Consider the following 20,016-nt stretch of genomic DNA (forward strand, 5'->3'; position numbering starts at 1 on the left):
GCGGTATGGAGGATCCTGCACCGACGCGCCGGCTGCGTCTGGTCGTCGTCGGCGATGAGCTGCTCACCGGCGTCGGCGACCCCCGAGCCCTGGGCTGGGTGGGCCGCGTGCTCTCCAAGACGCCGCTGGAGGACGTGGAGCTGCAGCACTATGTGCTTGCGGTTCCCGACGAAGGCACTGAGGCTCTGTCGCAGCGCTGGGAGGCTGAGGCGGCTCCCCGGTTCGGCCCCACCACGGAGAACCTGCTGCTCATCGCGCTCAATGACCATGACTTGGTCAACGCGACCTCAGCGCGGGCGCGGCTGAACCTGGCCAATATCCTCGACCGCGCCGCCCAGCAGGGCATCCGGTGCCTGGTGCTGGGCCCGCTGCCGGGGCTGGACGCTGAGCGCAACCGGCAGGCCGCACAGCTCAACCGCGCCTATCAGGATGTCGCCACCCGGCGGTCCCACCCCTACGTCGACGCATTCACCCCGCTGGTGGACCACCAGCAGTGGCGGGAGGACCTCACCGCCAACGAGGGCCGTCCGGCCCAGGCCGGCTATGGGCTCATCGCCTGGCTGATGCTGCACCGCGGCTGGTACCAGTGGTTGGACCTGCCCGAGCCGGCCGCATCGTCCTAACGGGGGCAGCTGCAGTAGAATAGCCCACGTTCCGTTCCCTACAGAAGGAGGTCGGCTATGAGTAAGCGCGGACGTAAGCGCAAGGACCGCCGCAAGAAGAAGGCCAATCACGGCAAGCGGCCGCTGTCCGGCTGAGCGTCGACCATTTCACCGGCGTGATGCCATAGCAAAACCCCCGCTGCGAAGTCTCTTCCAGCGGGGGTTTTCTGGCGAAAAGGTGGCACGGTTGAGTGCGGGTCAGTGACCTGCTTCAGTTCTGATCTGGCTGATCTGCTCCATGATGGTGATCTTCAGCGTATCCGGGGCCTGCTCCGTGCAGGAGCGCCTGACCGCGCTGCGGATCACACACTCCAGGTCGTAGTCGGAGGCGCACTCCGGGCAGTCGTTGAGGTGGGCCTGGACGTCGTCGATGTCCCCGCGGGAGAGTACGCCGTCGAGATACTCATAGATCCGCTCCAGCCGCTGGGCGGACTCAGCCGGGGTGTCGCAGTCCTTGCAGTTCTCTGTACTCATGAAGTGGACTCCCGTCTTCTGAAGCCGCGTTCGCGGGCGTAGTCGGCCAGCAGGCCGCGCAGCAGCTTCCGGCCGCGGTGCAGCCGAGACATGACCGTGCCGATGGGGATGTTGAGGATCTCAGCGATCTCCTTATAGGCGAATCCCTCCACGTCGGAGAAGTACACCGCCAGGCGGAACTCCTCGGGGATCTGCTGCAGGGCATCCTTGACATCGGAATCGGGCAGGTGGTCCAACGCTTCGGTCTCCGCCGAGCGCAGCCCGGAGCTGGTGTGCTGAGCGGATTGGGCCATCTGCCAGTCCTCCACCTGTTCGGTGTTGGTCTGCTTCGGCTGGCGCTGCTTCTTGCGATAGATGTTGATGTAGGTGTTGGTCAGGATCCGGTACAGCCAGGCCTTCAGGTTGGTGCCGGGCTTGTACTGGTGGAAGGCGGAGTACGCCTTGGTGTAGGCCTCTTGGACAAGGTCCTCAGCGTCCTGTGGATTGCGTGTCATGCGCATGGCAGCTGAATACAGCTGATCCACATACTGCAGGGCCTCACGCTCGAACCGGAACCGCCGGGCGGCCTCGGTCTCCGAGGCGACGTCGACTGCCTCCGGGGCAGCATCTGAAACTGTTGGGCGCTCACTCATTGCCCACGAGTCTACGCGCACCCGCTGCTGCGGTGCCGCTGGTGCTAAAGCTGCCACTGTCATACTGAGAATAACGACGCCGACGCCGTTCACATTCCTCGCAGCTGATTCGCTTGATAGATTAGTTCAGGACACAGCCGAATTCCCGGCGTGGGCCCCACCGGTCCGCCCGTTCGAGGAGGAGAAGCATGACTCTGATCCGCAAAGTCGCCCGACCACTGCTAGGTGCCAGCTTCATCGCCGGCGGCGTGGAGCGCCTTCGCCGGCCCGATGAGGCCAGCGCAGAGCTGCAGACCACTCTTGACGAGCTGGCCTCCCTCGTCCCGCAGGCCGAGCAGGTGGCATCGAACCCGAAGCGCACCGCCCAGGTGCTCGGCGGCGTGCAGGTCGGCGCCGGCGCGATGCTGGCCATCGGCAAGTGTCCGCGCCTGGCGGCACTGGCCCTCTGCGGAGTGCACAAGCTCAACTCCTACGCCGAGTTCCGCACCGCCAGTGTGGAGACCAAGGAGGACGTCGCCGCACAGCGCACCACGCTGCTGAAGAACGTCTCCATCCTCGGTGGTCTCGGCCTGGCCATCGCCGACCTGGCCGGCAAGCCGTCCTTGGGCTGGCGCGCCGAGAACCTCTCCAAGCGCGCCCAGAAGAAGGGCGCGAAGTTCGGTGAGAAGACGTCCAAGTGGGCCGAGGACCTCGGAGACGACGCCGTCGACACGCTGAAAGCCTTCGAGAAGGACGCCAAGAAATCCTTCCGCAGGGCCGAGAGCGAAGCCAAGCGGGCCGTGGCCCAGGTCGCCAAGGATGCGCAGAAGGTCACGCCCTGAACACGGCTGCGGCCCCACTGCCCCAGGACTCTGCTCTCGGATGGCTTGCGCCACGAGCCTCGCAGCCGGTGACCGGACGCATCCGGGTGCCGGCGTCGAAGTCACTGACCAACCGCTACCTGCTGCTGGCTGCCATGGCCTCCGGCCCCTCCGTGGTGGTCAACCCGTTGGACTCCCGCGACTCCCAGCTGATGCTCAGCGCCCTCACTGCCCTGGGGGCGCAGGTGGAGCACATAGCCGACTGGCGGACCAGCGGCGAACCAGCAGTGCGCATCACCCCCATCAGCTCTGCTGAGGCCGGCCGGGAGCCGGCCGGGGTCGACTGCGGACTGGCCGGAACAGTGATGCGCTTTGTGCCGGCGCTGGCCGCGCTGAGCGGCCGTGAGGTGCGTTTCGACGGCGACCCCGAGGCCCGGGTGCGGCCCATGGGCGCAGTGCTTGAGGGCCTGCGCGCTCTGGACGTGGCAATTGCAGACGACGCCGAGCCGGGGTTTTTACCCTTCACCGTGGAGGGAACCGGGACGGTGGCCGGCGGGCAGATCACCATCGACGCCTCAGGCTCCAGCCAGTTCGTCTCCGGACTGCTGCTGGCCGCACCCGGCTTCCGTCAGGGACTCACCCTGAGTCACCGCGGCGCCCAGGTGCCCTCGCTGGAGCACGTGGAGATGACCCTGAACGTGCTGGAGCAGGTGGGAGTCAGCGTCAGCTCCCCGCAGCCCCACACCTGGAGGGTCGAACCCGGCCCGATCGCTGCCTTCACGGTGCGGGTGGAGCCTGACCTCTCCAACGCGGGGCCCTTCCTGTGCGCCGCTGCTGCCACCGGCGGTGAGGTGACCATGACGGGTTGGCCCGCCGAGTCCACCCAGATCGGTCGGCGCTGGCCGAAGCTGTTGGAAGACTTCGGCTGCACCGTCACCCTCACCGACGAGCCCCCGGCCAGCGACGGGTCCGCCCCCACAGCGACCCTCACCGTTGCCGGACCCGAACAGCTGGTCTCCCCCGGGGTGGTCGAGGCCACCGCAGAACTGACCCCCACCGTTGCGGCACTGGCGGCGCTCTGCCCCCAGGAGACGACGTTCACCGCCGTGGCGCACCTGCGCGGGCATGAGACCGACCGGATCGCAGCCCTGGTGGCGGAGATCCGCCGGCTCGGCGGAGCCGCGCAGGAGACCGAGGACGGCTTCACCGTGCTGCGCCCCATCGCCCACGGCGGCGAGGTCCTCAGCTACGCCGACCACCGCATGGCCACCTTCGGTGCGGTGCTCGGCCTCACCGTCGATGGCGTGCGGGTCGAAGACATCAGCTGCACCGCCAAGACCATGCCCGACTTCCCCGACCGTTGGGAAACCTTGGTGAACCGATGAGCCGGTGGGACTCCTGGGACGAATCCGACGTCCGAGTGCGTCCGAACAAGAAGGGCTCTCGGCCGCGCACCAAAGATTCCCCCACCTACGACGACGCCGAGTCCGGCCGCGTCGTCCAAGTCGACCGCGGCCGCTACACCTGCGCGGTGGCCAGTGCCGAGGGGGCCGAGGATCGTGTGGTCACCGCCATGCGGGCCAAGGCGCTGCGCAGAACGGCGGTGGTCTGCGGAGACCTGGTCCGGCTGGTGGGCGACACCTCCGGCGCCGAAGGAACCCTGGCCCGGCTGGTGCAGATCGATGAGCGCCGCACCCTGCTGCGCCGCTCAGCAGAGGACACCGACGACGCCGAACGGGTCGTCGTCGCCAATGCCGATCAGCTGCTGATCGTGGTGGCCGCCGCTGACCCGCAGCCGCGCATCGGGTTCATCGACCGTGCTCTGGTGGCCGCCTACGAGGCCGGGATCACCCCGGTGCTGCTGATCACCAAGGCGGATCTCGCCGCGGACCCGGCCGACCCGGCGCACCTGGTCTCCCACTACAGCCACCTGGACCTGACCACAGTGATCTCCTCGCGCGCCGACACGCAGGACCCCGACCGCACCCGGCTCTCCCCCGATGCGGTGGCCCAGCTGCGCCGTCTGCTCTGCGGGCAGGTCACCGCCCTGATCGGCCACTCCGGGGTGGGAAAGTCCACCATGGTCAACGCGCTCACCGGAGCGGACCGGGCCATCGGCGGGGTCAACATGATCACCGGCCGGGGCCGCCACACCTCCTCCTCAGCAGTGGCGCTGACCCTGGAACCCGGCCCCGAGGTGGAGCAGCCTCTGGCCCAGCGCTCCTGGGTCATCGACACCCCCGGGGTGCGCACCTTCGGCCTGGCGCATGTGGACCCGGATGATGTGCTGGCCGCCTTCGAGGACCTGGTGGAGGGCAGCGTCGACTGTGAGCCCGGCTGCGCCCACGAGTCCCCCGCCGGCGGCTGTGCGCTGGACGCCTACGTCGCAGCCGGTCACGCCGGTGTCAACGGCGGCGCCCGGCTGCAGTCGCTGCGCGGACTGCTCAGCTCGCTGACCGGCAGCCAGAGCCCGTCTCAGGAGAAGACCCTGGGCACTGCATGAGCCCTCGTCGCCGACTCAGCGACATTTTCGGCCGCTGAGCCGCCGGATGCACCAGTCTGCGGCGGCTGGTTGGTAGCTTTTAGCCATGAGCCTCGGATCCAGCCCCTATACCGAAGACCTCCGTCTGGCGCATGTGATCGCCGATTCGGCCGACGCCAAAACCATGCAGCATTTCAACGCCATGGACTTCGAGGTGGAGACCAAACCGGACCTGACGCCGGTGACCGTCGCCGACCGGGCCGCAGAGGAGGTCCTCCGGTCCCAGCTGGGGCGCGCGCGCGGCCGCGACGCGATCCTCGGCGAAGAGTTCGGTGAAACCGGCTCAGGGTCCCGCCGCTGGATCCTTGACCCCATCGACGGCACCAAGAACTTCATCCGCGGGGTGCCCGTCTGGGCGACGCTGATCGCCCTGGTGGACCACGGTGAACCGGTGGTGGGGGTCGTATCTGCTCCGGCACTGGGGCGCCGCTGGTGGGCGGCCAAGGACGGCGGGGCCTACACGGGCAAATCCCTGACGGCAGCGAAGCAGCTGCACGTCTCAAAGGTCTCCGAGCTCAGTGATGCCTCCTTCTCCTACTCCTCGTTGGACGGCTGGCGAGACCTGGGCCGGCTCCAGCAGTTCCTGGACTTCACCGATGCGGTCTGGCGCACCCGCGCCTACGGGGACTTCTGGTCCTACTGCATGGTGGCCGAAGGCACCGTCGACGTCGCCGCGGAGCCGGAGCTGGAGCTCTACGATATGGCGGCCCTGGTGCCGATCGTCCAGGAGGCCGGCGGGGCCTTCACCTCCTTGGCCAATGATCCCGGCTGCACCGGACCCAATGCGCTGGCCAGCAACGGTGTGCTGCACCAGCGGTCTCTTGAGGCCCTGGGCGGCGTCTGAATCTGACGCTCTGGGCAGCGCCTGAGACTCTGGGCTGTGACACTCCCCCATTCGACGTTTAGTCATCCCTAATACTAGAGTGTAGGGGTGTCTAAAAGACCCACTCCGGCGAAAATCACTGCTCCTCTCGCCGCCGTATCGGCAGCCACCGCCCTGGTGCTCACTGCCTGTGTGCCGGCCGGCCCGGAGACTGCCGGCACCGACTCCGGCGAGGAGGCCGGACTGCCGGTGGTGCTGACCACGTTCACCGTATTGCAGGACATGGCCGCTGAGGTCGGCGGCGAGCACGTGGAGGTCAGATCCATCACCCCTGCCGGTGCGGAGGTCCACGGCTACGACCCCACTCCCTCAGCCGTTCGCGGCGCCGCGGAGGCCGATCTGGTCATTGCCAACGGCCTGGGCCTGGAGGCATGGCTCCAGCAGTTCCTCCAGCACGCTGACGCCCCCACGGTCACCGCCACCGACGGCATCGACACGCTCGCGGTCACCTGGCTGCGCGACCACCCTGACCACGCCGGCACCGCAGCCGATATGCCGGTCAACCCCCATGCGTGGATGTCACCGGTGAATGCCGAGGTCTACATCGATAACATCGAAGCGGCCCTGGCCGAGCAGTTCCCCCAGCACACCGAGCATTTCGCCCAGAACGCCGAGGCGTACCGGCAGCAGCTGCAGAGCCTGCACCGCACCACGGAGGAACGCTTTGCGAACCTCGACGCCCCGGTCCGCCTGGTCACCTGTGAGGGCGCGTTCAGCTATCTGGCCCAGGAGTACGGCATCGATGAGCACTACCTGTGGTCGCTGAACGCCCAGAACGAGGGCACCGCCGCCCAGACTGAGGCGCAGATCAACTACGTGGAGGCGCACAGCGTCCCGACGATCTTCTGCGAGTCCACCGTCAACGATTCGGCCCAGCAGCAGGTGGCCGCCGAAACCGGAGCCGAGCTCGGCCCACCGCTGTACGTGGATTCGCTCACCGACGACGGTGACGTGCCGACCTACCTGGACCTGCTGGAATATGACATCGATCGGATCCTCACCGGCTATGAATAGTTCCTCACCTGACCGGCCAGCTGTGGTGGTGCGCGGCCTCAGCGCAGGCTACCCCGGGGTCTCCGCCTTGGAGGGTGTGAACCTGCAGCTTGGGCGCGGCCGCATCACCGCCCTGGTCGGAGCCAACGGGTCCGGCAAGTCCACGCTCTTCGCCGCGATGCTGGGACTGCTGCCCCCACGCACCGGCAGCGTCCGGCTGTTCGGGCAGGCCCCGGCGAAGGCACGACGACGAAACGCAGTGAGCTTTGTGCCCCAGCACGAACAGATCGACACCACCTTTCCCATCACGGTGGAGCAGGTGGTGATGATGGGCCGCTACACCCATATGGGCTTCATCCGGCGAGCCCGCAGCGCCGACCGCGAGGCCGTGGCCGAGGCGCTGGCGCGCACCGGACTGAGCCAGTATCGCAGGCGCAGCATCGGAGAGCTCTCCGGAGGTCAGCGCAAGCGCACCTTCGTCGCCCGCGCGATCGCTCAGCAGGCGGAGCTGATGCTGTTGGACGAACCCTTCGCGGGGGTGGATCGCAGCAGCGAGCGCCTCATCACCGAGCTGCTGCACCAGTTGGCCGCCGCCGGCACCACCATGCTGATCTCCACCCACCATCTGGAGGGTGTTCACCAGCTGGCCGATGAGGTCATCCTGCTGCACCGTCGGGTGCTGGCCGCCGGGGCTCCCGAGGATGTGCTCACCGATGAGCAGCTGGCCCGCGCGTTCGGAGCCTCGCTGTCATGATCGAGTTTCTGCTCTCCCCCTTCGAGTACGCGTTCATGCAGAACGCGCTGGCCGTGGCGGTGATTTCATCGGCGGTCTGCGGCATGCTCTCCTCCTGGCTGGTGCTGATGGGCTGGTCGCTGATGGGAGAGGCGGTGGCCCACTCTGTGCTGCCCGGAGTGGTGCTGGCCTTCATCCTGGGGATCCCGCTGGGTGCCGGCGCCTTCGTCTTCGGCATGCTGGCAGTGGCCCTCATCGCCGGGCTGTCCAGAACCACCACGATGAAGCGTGACACCACCATCGGGGTGGTGTTCACCTCGCTCTTCGCGCTGGGGCTGGTGCTCATCTCCGCCACACCCAGTCAGACCCACCTGATGGATCTGCTCTTCGGCAATGTGCTGGGCACCTCGCGCGCTGATCTCTACCAGGTGGCCGCGCTTGCCGCAGTCACCGCACTGGTGCTGCTGCTCAAGCGCAGAGACTTCACCCTGCTCGCCTTCGACCGCACTTACGCCACGGCCATCGGGCTGCGCACCGGCGTGCTCACCGCAGTGCTGCTGATTCTGCTGGCGCTGACCACCGTGACTGCACTGCAGACCCTTGGGGTGATCCTGGTGGTGGCGATGCTGGTGATTCCCGGAGCCACCGGGTTCCTGCTGGCCCGCAGCTTCGCCACGATGCTGCTCATCTCCTCCAGTGTGGGCGCTGTGGCGGCGATCCTCGGCGTCTACGCCAGCTACTGGTGGGGTGTCTCCACCGGCGGGGCTATTGTGCTCTGCGCCTCCGGGCAGTTTGTGCTGGCTTATCTGTGCTCTCCGCGCCACGGGCTGGCTGCTGCGCTGCGGCGTCGTCGTGCTTCCTCCCATGCAACCGCCGTAGGATAGGGCTATGCCCAGAACATCGGCCCAGGGCCGTTCCACTCTGCCGCCCACCGGGGCGACTCCGCGTGCCACCACCTCGGTGGAGGACTACGCGAAGACGATCTACGGCCTGGCCGAGTGGGAGGGTGCGGATGTGACGGCCAGCTCCTTGGCCAAAACCCTGGGGGTTTCCAATCCCTCGGTATCGCTGATGACCCGAAAGATGGCCGAGCTGGGGCTGCTGGATCATCAGCCGTACGCGCCGCTGCGGCTCACGACGGCCGGGCGACGGCTGGCACTTGCCATGGTGCGCCGCCATCGGCTCATCGAGACCTGGTTGGTGCGCGAACTGGACTACAGCTGGGATGAGGTCCACGATGAGGCGGAGCGGCTGGAGCATGCAGTCTCTGAGACGTTCGTCGAACGTCTGGACGCCAAGCTGGGCCATCCCACCACGGACCCGCATGGGGACCCGATTCCCGCGAAGGACCTCAGCCTGGACTACCCGGAGACCACCCTGCTGTGCCGGGCCCCCGAAGGCGCCCGGGTGCGAGTGGAGCAGGTGGACGATTCGGTGCCGGAGGCGCTGCACGCTCTGGCGGATCAGCGCATCGAGATCGGGGCGAGCCTGAGGGTGCTCACCTCGCGCTCCGGTGATGTGGTGCTCCAGGGACCCTCCGGCAGCCCGGACTGCGACCTGTCGCACCAGATTGCCCACGCCGTGCGGGTCAGCGTCGCGGTTTAAGCCGCTCTCAGGTCTATTCTGGTCCCCGTGTCCACATCCGATCACCGAACCGCCAAACCCTGGGCGCCCCACCGCGAGGACGGACTGTCCCTGGGTGCGCTGATCCTCGCCGTCGCCGTCGCCGGTGCCGTGGGTTCGGTGCTGCGGCTGAGCATCGGAGCTCCCTTCGAGGAGCACTACATGAAGTTTCCGTGGGCGACACTGATGATCAATCTGGGCGGCTCGGCGGCCCTGGGGCTGCTGACTGCGGTGGCTCACCGGTGGAGGGGCCTGCCCAGTTGGGGCGTGCCGGTGCTGGGCACTGGGCTGTTGGGCTCCTTCACCACGTTCTCCGCCGTCATGCTGGCTGCGGTGGCATCGCAGCAGTCCAGCCTCTTCGGTGCGGTCGCCGGCGATGAGGTGATCCCCGCCGGCCTGTGGGAGATGCTGGCGTATCTGGGGATGGGAATGCTCTTCTGCACCGCGGCCGCGGCCGCCGGCATCACCGTGGGCCGGGCCCTCTTCGGAAACGGGGACGAACCATGATCGTGGAACTGACGGTCCCAGTGGTGTTGGCCGCGGCCGCCGGCGGGGCCCTGGGTGCCGCCGCACGGTTCCTGCTGGAGTCCTACCTGCGCTCCGGGGTCCTGGTGGCCAATGTGCTCGGGTCGCTGCTGCTGGGCATCATGCTGGGCATCAGCGCCGTCAGCACCTCCTCCTGGGACGCCGCCGCCCTGGGTTTCCTCTCAGTCGGCTTCATCGGGGCACTGAGCACCTTCGCCACGGTCTCGCTGCACGCAGCGCAGCTGTGGACCACCCGGCACCGGGTCAAAGCGGCAGCGCTGTGGCTGGTGCACACCGGATGCGGCCTAGTCGCCGCAGGCGGCGGTGCCTGGCTGGGTTGGACGTTGGCCGGCTGAGTCGGCCGGGAACATTTCCCGGTTGGTCGTCGTTGAGATATACTGACAGACCCACCAGTGGTGGGACCATGTTTGATAAACACATACGGGGCCGATTTGGTTTCGACGATCTGAGTTGATCGTGGAGAAGCGAGCCGTGGATGCCAGGCGACCACGTTAAAACCGCTTGTGCACCCAATTAAGTGCCGAATCTAAGCGCACTGACTTCGCCCTCGCTGCCTGATAACAGCGACCGCGAGTCTGTCAGCCTGAGTTTGCTGTCGACTCAGTGACTGGCATCAGCTAGATAGCCACTGGGGAGTTGTTCTCGTCGCAGGAAGAACTCCCGACATTTTTTGCGACTGGGTCTGTCAGGTGCTGGTCTGCATGACACCTGAGACCGAGCAACACGTTGACGCAGACTGCGCTCGGAGAAGTCCACGAAAATCCAGATCGGACGCGGGTTCAATTCCCGCCGGCTCCACCGTTCAAAAGGCCGCTGATTAGGGGAAACCCCTAATCAGCGGCCTTTTTCGTGGCTGAAGCCCTCTGCTCTCTTGGCAGCCGCCCCGTGACAACAGCTCCGCCGCGATGAGTGAGACCGATCCGCTGACTACTCCTGCAGTATGAGGCCGAAGTCATCCCCGGAGCCGATGTGCACCTGGGCTGCTTTCCGTAGCGTGTAACTATGGAGAGCGTGTGGAGTTTCGTGATCATCTTCGCGCAGGTGTCTGCGGTGGTGCTGGGCGTCTTCATCGTCACTGCGGTCATCGCAGCGGTCGTCACAGCAGTTCGCAAGCATCGGGGCCGCCCCACCGGCTGATCGCCTCGGAGGTCCCCTTCACCCCACATACAGGTTGTGTCAATGCCACCGGACGTTTCGCGCGGTTAGACTGACAGATGAGTTGGCGGACAACTCTGGGGCATGGACGAAGCACATTGTCGATTCGACTACGAGTAGGTGAGCCGGAATGACCACCTCCCCGCACGAGGACAGCAGAGACCGCTACGGGCGTGACGAGACGGCACGGAACCCGAACATCGATCCGGATCCGCAGCAGACCTAAGACCCAGATGTGGGCGCAGAGGGCCTGCAACCGGGGCAGACTCCACCGGAATCAAACTCAGCCACCGCCACTCCGCCGAATCCAGCGCCCACCCGCCCACCAAAGTCAAAGGTGGCCCTCACTGTGGCAGCGATTGTGGCGATCCTGCTGGTGGTCCTGATCTTCGTCGGCTATATTGCAGGCGTCATCGGCTGAGGGGCTGCTAGGCCGAGCGCACCTCGCGCATCCGCATTGCTCGCGCAGCCTCCCGGGCATCCTGCTTCTCCCGAAGCACATGCCGCTTATCGAATTCGCGCTTGCCCTTGGCGATGCCGATCTCGACCTTGGCTCGGCCGTCTTTGAAGTACAGGCTCAGCGGCACCACTGTCAGGCCGGGATCTTCGATCTGGCGGGAGATCTTCACCAGTTCCTTGCGATTGAGCAGCAGCTTACGCTTCCTGCGGGTCGCATGGTTGGTCCACGTGCCGTTGAGGTACTCCGGGATGTGCACCCGTTCCAGCCACAGCTCCAGGTTGTCGTCGAACGCGGCGAAACCCTCTATCAGCGAAGCTTGCCCTTCGCGCAGCGACTTCACCTCGGTGCCGTTGAGCACCAGGCCGGCCTCATACTTATCCGAAATGGTGTAGTCGTGGCGGGCGCGCCGGTTCAGCGCAACCGTGTGATTGCGGGGGTCCTTCGGGGCACGCCCCTTTTTCTTCTTCGCCACAGATCACACCTCCTTGGACAGCGACGGGGTTTGGCCGTTGGTTCACAGCCGATGTCCTATTATACGCGCAGGTACTTGCGGACTGTCACCCAGGATGACAATCCTGCCAGCAGCCCCGCCAACAGCACCAGCCCCGGCATCACGATCCATGAGTCCGCCCCGCCGATGAAGGCAATGCCCACCACCTGTTCCGAGAGCCACTGCCCGAGCAGGAACTCCGCGATGACCCAGGTCGCAGCGCAGGCCAGCAGCGACCCAAGAACAGCGGCCACCACCCCTTCGACGATGAAGGGGACACGGATCATGGACTTCGAGGCCCCCACCATGCGCATGATCGACGTCTCCCGACGTCGACTGAACGCTGAGAGCCGGATCGTGGTGGAGACCAGCAGCACGGTGCAGAGAATCATAACTGCTGCGATGATCAGCACCACCACAGTGAGTCCGTTGAGGATGCCGAATATCTGGTCGAGGATCTCCTGCTGGTCCGCGACCGACTCCACCCCGGGGACTGCGGCGAAGAGCTCGGTGACGACCGGGTACTCTTCGGGGTCCTCCAGCAGCAGCCTGAACGACTCCGGCATGTCATCGGCAGTCACGTTGGCCGCACGGACACTGTCTCCGCGGGACTCTTGGAAGTTCTCCAACGCCTCCTGCTGCGATTCGTGCCGCCAGGATTCGACGTACTGGCTGGCTGCGCCGTCGTCGAGCATCTCCTCGATGCTGCTGCGCTGACCGTCGGTCACCGGGCCGGTGGGGCATGCGGACTGCGCGGACTCATCGGTGCAGAGGAAGACCGAGACCTCCAACCGGTCGTAGAAGTCATCGGTCATCTGGTTGACCTGCATCTGCATCAGGGCTGCCGCACCGACGAAGCCCAGCGAGATGAAGGTCACCAGCACCACGGATACCACCATGGCGGTGTTCTTGCGCAGCGAGCGAAGCGTCTCCCCCAGCTGATAGGCCAGGCCGCTCATCGCTGCCTCCGGCTGCGGCGGAAGAGGCCGCCCTTGGAGGATCTGATCTGCTCAGCGGTGCGCTGCGATTCGGCATAGGTCGCCTCAGCAGCTGAGGCTCGGGGTCGAGGGACCTCAGACTGCTGCTCAGCCTTCGGCTCGGCAGTCGGCGGGGACTGATCCTCGGCATGGCTGAGCCAGTTCAGCCGCGGCGCGGATCCGGTCTTGGGTGCGGCCGGCACAGTGTCCACCGGGTCAGTTGTGGGCTCTGCGGACTCTGTTGCGGGTGTGGGTTCCGATGACGCTGCGGGTCCTGGTGCCGGAGTATGCTCTGCCGGCTCAGTTTCGGCAGCAGGTATCGCGTCGAACTGCGGCAGGTCGGCTGCATCCACCCCCGCACCGGGCTGCGAATCGGAGGCGGAGTCGGAGGCGGCGTCGTCCTGCGGCCAGGTCACCCGGTAGTGGTTGACGGCCGTGACGGGTTCGGCCGCACGCGCGTGTGGTTCGGGCGCCTGTGGCCCGGTGGGCTGGGGTGTCGGAGCTGCGGTTTCGGCGTCCGAGCTCGGTGCAGAGCCCGGTGCAGGGGCTGCCGGGGCAACCACTGAGTGCAGCTGTGTGCGCTGGGGCATCGGATCGGAGGCTCGCAGGCCGGTGGCAGCCTCTTCCGCGCTGAGGATCTCCCACGCTTCGGAGCCTTCGGGGGGATCGTAGAGGCCGTTGGGCTCGTCGCGGACCAGCTTGCCCTGGTGCAGCTGCACCACGCGGCGGCTCATCCGGTCGACGATCGGTCGGTCGTGGGTCGCCATGATGACCGTGGTGCCGGAGGCGTTGATCCAGCGCAGGATCTTCATGACCTCTTCGGAGGCGCGCGGATCGAGGTTTCCGGTGGGCTCGTCGGCCAGGATGATCGCCGGGGAGTTGACGATCGCCCGGGCGATGGCGGCACGCTGCTGTTCGCCGCCGGAAATCTCATGCGGGAAGCGCTTGGCCAGGTGATCGAGCTTGACCCGGGAGAGGATCTTCATCACCTGTTTGCGGATCGTGGACCTTGAGGCTCCGATGACGCGCATGGCGAAGGCGACGTTGTCATAGACCGTTTTGTCTGGAAGCAGCCGGAAATCCTGGAAGACCATGCCGATGCTGCGCCGGTACTCAGGCACCCGGCGTTCCAGCATGAGGCTCAGGTTCTGGCCGGCCACCGAGACTTTTCCCTGCTGCGGCAGGCTTTCGCGCAGCACCATGCGCAGCAGACTGGACTTTCCGGAGCCGGAGGCGCCGATGAGGAAGACGAAGTCTGCGCGGTTGAACTCGATGGAGATGTCACTCAGCGCCGGAGCGTCCGCATCGCCGTAGTGCCGGGTGACGTGCTCGAAGCGGATCATGACAGGTGCGCCTTCAAGCTTTAGGAGTTTTCTGAGTCTTGGGCCCGCCAGCGGATCCCGGCTTCGATGAACCCGTCGAGGTCACCGTCGAGCACGCTGGAGGCGTTGCCGACTTCGTGGTGGGTCCGCAGGTCCTTGACCATTTGGTAGGGGTGGAGCACATAGGAGCGGATCTGATCACCCCAGCTGGCCTTGATGTTGCCGGCGAGCTCCTTCTTCTCAGCGGCCTCCTCTTCCTTCTTCTGCAGCAGCAGGCGGGATTCGAGCACCCGCATGGCGGCCGCACGGTTTTGAATCTGAGACTTCTCATTCTGCATCGCCACTACGATTCCGGTGGGCATGTGGGTGATGCGCACCGCAGAGTCGGTGGTGTTCACGCTCTGCCCGCCCGGACCGGAGGAGCGGTAGACGTCGATCTTCAGGTCGTTCTCGTCGATGTCGATGCTCTCGGTGCCCTCCAGCAGCGGGATGACTTCCACGGCGGCGAAGCCGGTCTGGCGGCGCCCTTGGTTGTCGAAGGGGCTGATGCGCACCAGGCGGTGGGTGCCGGCCTCAACGGAGAGGGTGCCGAAGGCGTAGGGCGCTTTGATTTCGAAGGTCGCTGACTTCACACCGGCCTCTTCGGCGTAGGAGGTGTCGAGGACTTTGACCTCCCATTGGCGGGAGGCGGCCCATCGGGTGTACATCCGCAGCAGCATCTCGGCGAAGTCTGCCGCATCCACGCCTCCGGCACCGGCACGGATGGTCACCACGGCGTCGAGCTCGTCGTATTCGCCGGACATCAGGGTGACGATCTCCAGGGATTCCAGCGCCCTGCGCAGTGAGACCAGCTCATCGGAGGCTTCTTTTCGGACGTCGTCGTCGTCCTCCTCCGCTGCCATCTGGGCCATGACTTCGGCGTCGTCGATGCGCTGCTCAAGTGTGGTGATCCGCTCCAGCTGGGCCTGCTTGTGGCTGAGCTGGCTGGTGACGCGCTGGGCGTTGGCCTGGTCGTCCCAGAGATCGGGCGCAGCCGCACGCTCTTCGAGGTCTGCGACCTCTTCACGCAGCGCCTGAACGTCGATCACCTCGGTGATGCGCCGCAGGGTGTCGCGTACCTCGGCGATTTCGGCAGGAAAGTCTGTGTCAGCCATAACGTATCTACACTACCGCCCACGGCTGTCGTCTCCTGTCAGGCTCAGCGATGGACGGTCACTCGGGCGTGGGAGGCGCCGGTGACTTCGACCTCAGCCGGCAGCACCCAGGAGAGCACCGGCAGCTGGGCGGTGGCAGCCAGCTCGACATGAACCGTCTGACCCGTCGGTGAGGCCCAGGCCCGGCTCACGGTGAGATTGTCGTGCCGACTGTGGGCCTGGGAGGTCTGCAGATGATCTTCGACTGCTTCGGTGACCTGTGCGGACTGCGCCTGGGGCAGTCCACTGGGTCCGATGCCGCTGCTCTGGGCAGTGTGGGCCGCAGCTGAGGCGGCACCATCAGCTTCGGCGACAAGTTTGCGAGCGCTGAGGTTCACGGTGGTGGCCCCGAGGATCACGGCACTGAGCATCAGCACCACGGCCAGCACTCCGAGGATCAGCACGCTGGTCTGCCCGGATTCATCGTCACGATCTTCAGTCACCGCTCACTCTCCCAGCACCTGGGTGGAGCTGGCCGATACGGTGACCAACCGGTGCTGCAGCCCGGCGACCTCAGGGATCAGCGGGACCGGGACGCGAATCTCCACCGTGTAGCCGACCAGGGCGCCCTCTGCCTCGCAGCCGGGTGAACATTGCCTGCTGATCTGCGCACGGTCGGCGCCGATGCCGAAGTCTGCCAGGGCGGCGGTGACGGCCGCTTCGCTTCGGGCGGCACGCTCACCGGGGTCGGCGTCGCCGGTGGTGTGCATTTTGGCAGCCTGGTCGGCGGCGCCGACGGCGGCATAGGAGGAGGCTTGAACCTCCGCCACGGCCAGCAGAAACCACACGGCCGGAAGCAGCAGCAACAGTCCCAGGGCCAGAAACTCGATGACGGCTGACCCCTCCTCGTCGCTGATTGTGGGGCGCTGCCCCAGGGGAGCTGGTTCAGTCGAACTCATAGGCGCTTCCACTGACCTCTAAGTCGCCGACTCCTGCGAACAGGCCCAGCAGCGGATACTGGGCTCGCACCGTGATGCGCAGAGTCTGCCCCTGGGCTGACTCGGAGTAGTCGTATGTGACATTTTCTGCGTAGCGGCCGGAGACTGAGCTGCTGATCAGTTCGCGGGTGCGGTCCAGTCCGTCGTCGGCGGTGCGGTCGTGCAGCGCACCGAAGCGAGCACCTGTGGATGCGGCGTCGATGAGCGTGTTGCGCACGTGGACCATCCCGGCGATCTGCACCACGACCAAGCAGAGCCCCAGCAGCAGGGCCGAGATCATGGTGAACTCTGCGGTGGCCGAGCCGCGCTCTTCACCGAACCTGCCGCGGTTCACCGGCTGACTTGGTCGATCGCCTGGTTGAACAGGCCTTCCAGCGCCGGCGTGGCCAGAGCCAGCAGGGCTGCGACGAGCACCGCAGACATCAGGGTGATCATCACCCAGCCGGGAACATCTCCCCGGTCTTCGCCGTGCAGCCGAGCGAGGTGTTCGCTGATGCGTTTCATGATTTTCCTCTCGTGGGGTGGGTCAGAGTCCTATGGAGAGCAGAGACAGTCCGGGGAAGAGCGCGAAGACCACCGTGGTGGGGAGAATTCCGAAGACCACCGGCGCGAGCATGCTGATTTCGCGTCGTCCAGCAGTCTCCATGAGGTCACGTTTGGAGAGTTCGCGAACGTCGGCGGCCTGGGCGCGCAGCACTTCCGCCAAGGGCGTGCCGCGCTCGACAGCAACGGCGACACCTTCAAGGAATCTGCCGATCTGTGGGACCCCGAGGCGGGAGTCCAGCCCGCGCAGGGCTGAGGTGAAGGGCACTCCCGCTTGGGTCCTGCGCATCAGGCCGTTGAGCTCGGTGGAGAGCTCGCCGCGGGCCGCACGGCTGATGCGCTCGAACGCCCCCGGTGCGGTGTCTCCGGCGCTGACGGCCAGAGCCAGCATCTCAGCGACTGTGGGAAACTCAGCGAGCATGCGGGCACGGCGTCTTCGGATGCGTGCCGAGAGCGCCTGGTCGCGCAGCCCGACTCCCAAGACGGTGGCGGCCGATACCGCGATGAGCGCGAAGAACCAGTGTGAGCGGCCCGACGCTGCAGCTGCGACGACCCCGACGACGGCGAGTGCCGCCGCACCAGCCGCGCACCCCAGCTGCTGCAGTCGGTAGTCCGTGACGCTCAGCGAAAGGTCCGCCTCGTCCAGCCGACGCTGGAGGTGTCCGGGATCCATGCTGAACCGGTCCAATTGCCTCAGCGCCATATTGAGAGCGGGGGCGAAGATCTGTGCCGCGCCTCCGAGGACGGGTGCTTTGGACAGCTCGGCGCTCGGCGCAGCTGACTGCACATACGGGGCCAGACGCTCCGCCATGCGAGGCTTATTGAGCACCGGCAGCCCGAATATGCTCAGCAGCAGGCCCGCGCCGATGCCCAGGCCACCGGCTGACGCCCAGATCAGCTCACCGGTCATGCCAGCACCCGCTCTTCCTTCGGCAGCACTCCGATGCGCAGCATCACCCGGTAGCAGAGCACCGAGACCACCAGTCCTCCGGCCAGAACAGCCATACCCGCTGCTCCACGGTAGGACTCGGCGGCCCCCGGCTGGGTGGCCAGCAGCAGCACGACGATCCACGGTGCGGCCACGGCTAGCCGAGCCCCGCTGATGGTCCACGATTGGCGAGCCTGCAGCTCGCTGCGGGTCCGGGCATTCTCACGAAGCACCTCGGCCAGGCTGCCCAGGAGCCGGCCGAGGTCAGTGCCGCCCAATTCGCGAGTGATCTGCAGAGCCATGATGATTCGATCCGCCACAGGGTCAGCGAGCCGACTCTTCAGTCGCTCCAGCGCCGCGTCGAAGGGCATCCCAGCGCGCCAGTCCCGGCCGAACTCAGCGAAGGGTTGCCGAAGCGCCTCTGGACCGGTGCGGGACAGTTCCATGAGACCTTCGGGCAGGGCGAGGCCTGAACGGATCGCAGAGCGCAGGTGGTCCACGGCATCGGGCCAGACTTCACTGAGCACCGCACGTCGTCGTCGTGCCTGCCAGCTCAGAATCGCCCACGGGACCACAGATGCGAAGAGGGCGAAGCATATTGCGACAGGAACGGCCTGGGTCACGGCGAAGACGATGGGAAAGGTGATGACCGCGCAGGCAAGAACGGCGATGAGGGGCGCTGATGTCGGCAGCCGCTGGTGGCCGGCCTCATCCAGCAGCCGGCGCAGTCGCCCGGTCCGGGTGCTCGTCTTCACCCGTGGCCGACGTGGAGTGAACGAGCTGAGTGTCACCAGCAGGCCCAGCCCCAGCCCGAGCCCTGCGACGACAGCATACAGATAGCTCATCTAGCTGCCCTCGTGCAGCAGTTCGCGGGCACGGTCGTCGAGCAGCGGGTGCTCGAAGACGGCGGCCGGGTTCGGACGCAGCCTGCCACCGTCGTGGGAGAAGAGCCGTGTGGTCTCGATCGTGTCTGCTTCCACACGGGTGCCGACACCAAGAACCTCCTGGACATAGCGCCCCGCCGGAGTGCGCACGCAGTGGACCACCAGGTCGATGCAGGACGCCACAGTCGGCAGGATGAAGCTTCGGGAGATGTTTTCTCCCGCCATCAGCGGCAGAGTGCAGATCTTGGTCAGCGCATCGGATGCCGAGTTGGCGTGCAGGCTGCACATCCCGGGAAGGCCGCTGTTGAGAGCGACGAGCATATCCAAGCTCTCGGCCTCGCGGACTTCTCCGACGATGAGACGGTCAGGCCGCATCCGCAGCGCCTCCTTCACCAGCCGCCGCAGCGGTATCTCACCCTCACCCTCCAGGTTCGGCTGTCTGCACTGCATACCGACCACGTCGCGCAGGTGAACCTGCAGCTCAAAGATCTCTTCGACGGTGACCACACGTTCACGCGGTCCGACGGAGCCGCTGAGCGCATTCAGCAGAGTCGTCTTTCCGGCACCAGTGGCTCCAGACACGAGCACGTTCAACCCCGCTGCCACGCAGTGGCCCAGGAAATCAGCTGCTCCTGGGGTCAAGGAGCCCACTCCCACTAGGTCTTCCAACGTCGAAGCCCTGGTGATGAACTTTCTGATGTTCACCGCCCAGTGCTGCTTGGTGATATCGGGAATGACGACGTGGAGCCGAGAACCGTCGGGCAGCGCGGCGTCGACAAAAGGTGAGGAGAGATCGAGTCTGCGTCCGGACGATTTCAGCATTCGTTCCACCAGGTCCGATACGCGCCGACCGGACAGTGTCACCGACGTCAGCTCTGGGCGCCCCCGGCGCTCGATAAAAATCTGGCTCGGATCGTTCCACCAAATTTCGGAGACTTCGCTGTCCTCCAACAGCGGCTGGAGTTCGCCGTACCCGGCTACGGCGTTGACCACATACCTGGAGGCAGCTTCCAAATCCCCCAGCAGCGGCAGGGACGAGACGAGGGACCTGCGGTCATAGTCTGCGATGACAGTGTCGGCAATGGTCCTGACGGCGGCGCCGTCCTCTGCGGGATCTATACCTTGGGCGCGCACAGTCTCGCGCACCTCGTCCTCGACGACGGTCAAAGCTTCGGTACGCGGCCTTTCGCCGGAATGTGTCATGTGATCGCCGCGGGACGCTGCTGAAGGTCTCACAG

Annotated in this window: 27 protein-coding genes and 1 other RNA gene; 15 read left to right on the forward strand and 13 right to left on the reverse strand. The window is 66.2% G+C overall.

Annotation, left to right across the window (positions count from 1 at the left end; genetic code table 11):
• Window positions 1–5: 5 nt before the first annotated feature.
• Window positions 6–623: a GDSL-type esterase/lipase family protein gene (locus FHX47_RS05155; protein WP_183357741.1), complete on the forward strand. Its 618-nt coding sequence runs from the start codon at window positions 6–8 to the stop codon at window positions 621–623.
• A gap of 57 nt (window positions 624–680) precedes the next feature.
• Window positions 681–758: a 50S ribosomal protein bL37 gene (locus tag FHX47_RS11115; RefSeq protein WP_425484894.1), complete on the forward strand. Its 78-nt coding sequence runs from the start codon at window positions 681–683 to the stop codon at window positions 756–758.
• A 102-nt stretch (window positions 759–860) separates the two neighbouring features.
• Here FHX47_RS11115 and rsrA read toward each other — a convergent pair whose 3' ends face one another.
• Window positions 861–1,136, reverse strand: coding sequence for a mycothiol system anti-sigma-R factor (gene rsrA / locus FHX47_RS05160; protein WP_183357742.1), 276 nt, complete (start codon window positions 1,134–1,136; stop codon window positions 861–863).
• On the reverse strand, window positions 1,133–1,768 hold the full coding sequence (locus FHX47_RS05165) for a sigma-70 family RNA polymerase sigma factor (protein ID WP_183357743.1): 636 nt from the start codon (window positions 1,766–1,768) through the stop codon (window positions 1,133–1,135). Before FHX47_RS05165 ends, rsrA begins: the two co-directional genes overlap by 4 nt.
• A 188-nt stretch (window positions 1,769–1,956) precedes the next feature.
• Between FHX47_RS05165 and FHX47_RS05170 the strand changes: the two genes are divergently transcribed.
• The 13 genes from FHX47_RS05170 to FHX47_RS05225 all read left to right on the forward strand — a co-directional run bounded on the left by FHX47_RS05170 (window position 1,957) and on the right by FHX47_RS05225 (window position 11,464).
• On the forward strand, window positions 1,957–2,589 hold the full coding sequence (locus tag FHX47_RS05170) for a DoxX family protein (protein WP_183357745.1): 633 nt from the start codon (window positions 1,957–1,959) through the stop codon (window positions 2,587–2,589).
• Between the two features lie 17 nt (window positions 2,590–2,606).
• Window positions 2,607–3,953 (forward strand): 3-phosphoshikimate 1-carboxyvinyltransferase, encoded by a 1,347-nt coding sequence (aroA, locus tag FHX47_RS05175; RefSeq protein WP_281376204.1) that lies wholly within the window; start codon window positions 2,607–2,609, stop codon window positions 3,951–3,953.
• Window positions 3,950–5,071, forward strand: a complete 1,122-nt coding sequence (gene rsgA / locus FHX47_RS05180) for a ribosome small subunit-dependent GTPase A (RefSeq protein ID WP_183357746.1) — start codon at window positions 3,950–3,952, stop codon at window positions 5,069–5,071. Before aroA ends, rsgA begins: the two co-directional genes overlap by 4 nt.
• A gap of 85 nt (window positions 5,072–5,156) precedes the next feature.
• Entirely contained in the window at window positions 5,157–5,954 is a 798-nt protein-coding gene (gene hisN / locus FHX47_RS05185; protein WP_183357747.1) for a histidinol-phosphatase, read from the forward strand.
• A gap of 87 nt (window positions 5,955–6,041) precedes the next feature.
• The gene (locus FHX47_RS05190; RefSeq protein ID WP_183357748.1) at window positions 6,042–7,007 is read left to right on the forward strand and encodes a metal ABC transporter solute-binding protein, Zn/Mn family; all 966 of its coding nucleotides are present in this window, start codon (window positions 6,042–6,044) and stop codon (window positions 7,005–7,007) included.
• Complete coding sequence (locus FHX47_RS05195; protein WP_221205986.1) at window positions 7,000–7,740, forward strand: metal ABC transporter ATP-binding protein; 741 nt, start codon at window positions 7,000–7,002, stop codon at window positions 7,738–7,740. The genes FHX47_RS05190 and FHX47_RS05195 overlap by 8 nt, the downstream gene beginning before the upstream one ends.
• Entirely contained in the window at window positions 7,737–8,603 is an 867-nt protein-coding gene (locus FHX47_RS05200; protein ID WP_183357750.1) for a metal ABC transporter permease, read from the forward strand. Before FHX47_RS05195 ends, FHX47_RS05200 begins: the two co-directional genes overlap by 4 nt.
• A gap of 4 nt (window positions 8,604–8,607) precedes the next feature.
• Window positions 8,608–9,324 (forward strand): metal-dependent transcriptional regulator, encoded by a 717-nt coding sequence (locus tag FHX47_RS05205; protein ID WP_183357751.1) that lies wholly within the window; start codon window positions 8,608–8,610, stop codon window positions 9,322–9,324.
• Between the two features lie 27 nt (window positions 9,325–9,351).
• Window positions 9,352–9,849 (forward strand): CrcB family protein, encoded by a 498-nt coding sequence (locus FHX47_RS05210; RefSeq protein ID WP_183357752.1) that lies wholly within the window; start codon window positions 9,352–9,354, stop codon window positions 9,847–9,849.
• Window positions 9,846–10,223 (forward strand): fluoride efflux transporter FluC, encoded by a 378-nt coding sequence (locus FHX47_RS05215; RefSeq protein ID WP_183357753.1) that lies wholly within the window; start codon window positions 9,846–9,848, stop codon window positions 10,221–10,223. The genes FHX47_RS05210 and FHX47_RS05215 overlap by 4 nt, the downstream gene beginning before the upstream one ends.
• Window positions 10,224–10,310: 87 nt before the next feature.
• Window positions 10,311–10,689: a transfer-messenger RNA gene (gene ssrA / locus FHX47_RS05220) on the forward strand.
• A 201-nt stretch (window positions 10,690–10,890) separates the two neighbouring features.
• Window positions 10,891–11,025: a hypothetical protein gene (locus FHX47_RS10955; protein WP_281376177.1), complete on the forward strand. Its 135-nt coding sequence runs from the start codon at window positions 10,891–10,893 to the stop codon at window positions 11,023–11,025.
• Between the two features lie 253 nt (window positions 11,026–11,278).
• Window positions 11,279–11,464, forward strand: a complete 186-nt coding sequence (locus tag FHX47_RS05225; protein WP_183357754.1) for a DUF6480 family protein — start codon at window positions 11,279–11,281, stop codon at window positions 11,462–11,464.
• Between the two features lie 7 nt (window positions 11,465–11,471).
• On the opposite strand, the gene smpB is transcribed toward FHX47_RS05225, so the two are convergent.
• The 11 genes from smpB to FHX47_RS05280 are packed head-to-tail and all read right to left on the reverse strand — an operon-like array spanning window position 11,472 to window position 19,981.
• Window positions 11,472–11,975, reverse strand: a complete 504-nt coding sequence (gene smpB / locus FHX47_RS05230; RefSeq protein ID WP_183357755.1) for an SsrA-binding protein SmpB — start codon at window positions 11,973–11,975, stop codon at window positions 11,472–11,474.
• Between the two features lie 59 nt (window positions 11,976–12,034).
• Complete coding sequence (gene ftsX, locus FHX47_RS05235) at window positions 12,035–12,952, reverse strand: permease-like cell division protein FtsX (RefSeq protein ID WP_183357756.1); 918 nt, start codon at window positions 12,950–12,952, stop codon at window positions 12,035–12,037.
• Complete coding sequence (ftsE, locus tag FHX47_RS05240; protein WP_183357757.1) at window positions 12,949–14,313, reverse strand: cell division ATP-binding protein FtsE; 1,365 nt, start codon at window positions 14,311–14,313, stop codon at window positions 12,949–12,951. The genes ftsX and ftsE overlap by 4 nt, the downstream gene beginning before the upstream one ends.
• A gap of 20 nt (window positions 14,314–14,333) precedes the next feature.
• Entirely contained in the window at window positions 14,334–15,446 is a 1,113-nt protein-coding gene (gene prfB / locus FHX47_RS05245; protein ID WP_183357758.1) for a peptide chain release factor 2, read from the reverse strand.
• Between the two features lie 44 nt (window positions 15,447–15,490).
• Window positions 15,491–15,928 carry a hypothetical protein gene (locus FHX47_RS05250; RefSeq protein ID WP_183357760.1) on the reverse strand — a complete coding sequence of 146 codons (438 nt, stop codon included), beginning with the start codon at window positions 15,926–15,928 and terminating at the stop codon, window positions 15,491–15,493.
• A 3-nt stretch (window positions 15,929–15,931) separates the two neighbouring features.
• Complete coding sequence (locus FHX47_RS05255) at window positions 15,932–16,384, reverse strand: hypothetical protein (RefSeq protein WP_183357761.1); 453 nt, start codon at window positions 16,382–16,384, stop codon at window positions 15,932–15,934.
• Window positions 16,371–16,757: a TadE/TadG family type IV pilus assembly protein gene (locus FHX47_RS05260; protein ID WP_343064306.1), complete on the reverse strand. Its 387-nt coding sequence runs from the start codon at window positions 16,755–16,757 to the stop codon at window positions 16,371–16,373. Before FHX47_RS05260 ends, FHX47_RS05255 begins: the two co-directional genes overlap by 14 nt.
• Window positions 16,754–16,927, reverse strand: coding sequence for a hypothetical protein (locus tag FHX47_RS05265; RefSeq protein ID WP_183357895.1), 174 nt, complete (start codon window positions 16,925–16,927; stop codon window positions 16,754–16,756). The genes FHX47_RS05260 and FHX47_RS05265 overlap by 4 nt, the downstream gene beginning before the upstream one ends.
• 22 nt (window positions 16,928–16,949) lie before the next feature.
• Window positions 16,950–17,876 carry a type II secretion system F family protein gene (locus FHX47_RS05270; RefSeq protein WP_183357762.1) on the reverse strand — a complete coding sequence of 309 codons (927 nt, stop codon included), beginning with the start codon at window positions 17,874–17,876 and terminating at the stop codon, window positions 16,950–16,952.
• The gene (locus FHX47_RS05275) at window positions 17,873–18,739 is read right to left on the reverse strand and encodes a type II secretion system F family protein (RefSeq protein WP_183357764.1); all 867 of its coding nucleotides are present in this window, start codon (window positions 18,737–18,739) and stop codon (window positions 17,873–17,875) included. Before FHX47_RS05275 ends, FHX47_RS05270 begins: the two co-directional genes overlap by 4 nt.
• Window positions 18,740–19,981, reverse strand: coding sequence for a TadA family conjugal transfer-associated ATPase (locus tag FHX47_RS05280; protein ID WP_183357890.1), 1,242 nt, complete (start codon window positions 19,979–19,981; stop codon window positions 18,740–18,742).
• Window positions 19,982–20,016 lie beyond the last annotated feature (35 nt).

The sequence above is a fragment of the Garicola koreensis genome (genome assembly GCF_014195445.1).
GTDB classification, from domain to species: domain Bacteria; phylum Actinomycetota; class Actinomycetes; order Actinomycetales; family Micrococcaceae; genus Nesterenkonia; species Nesterenkonia koreensis.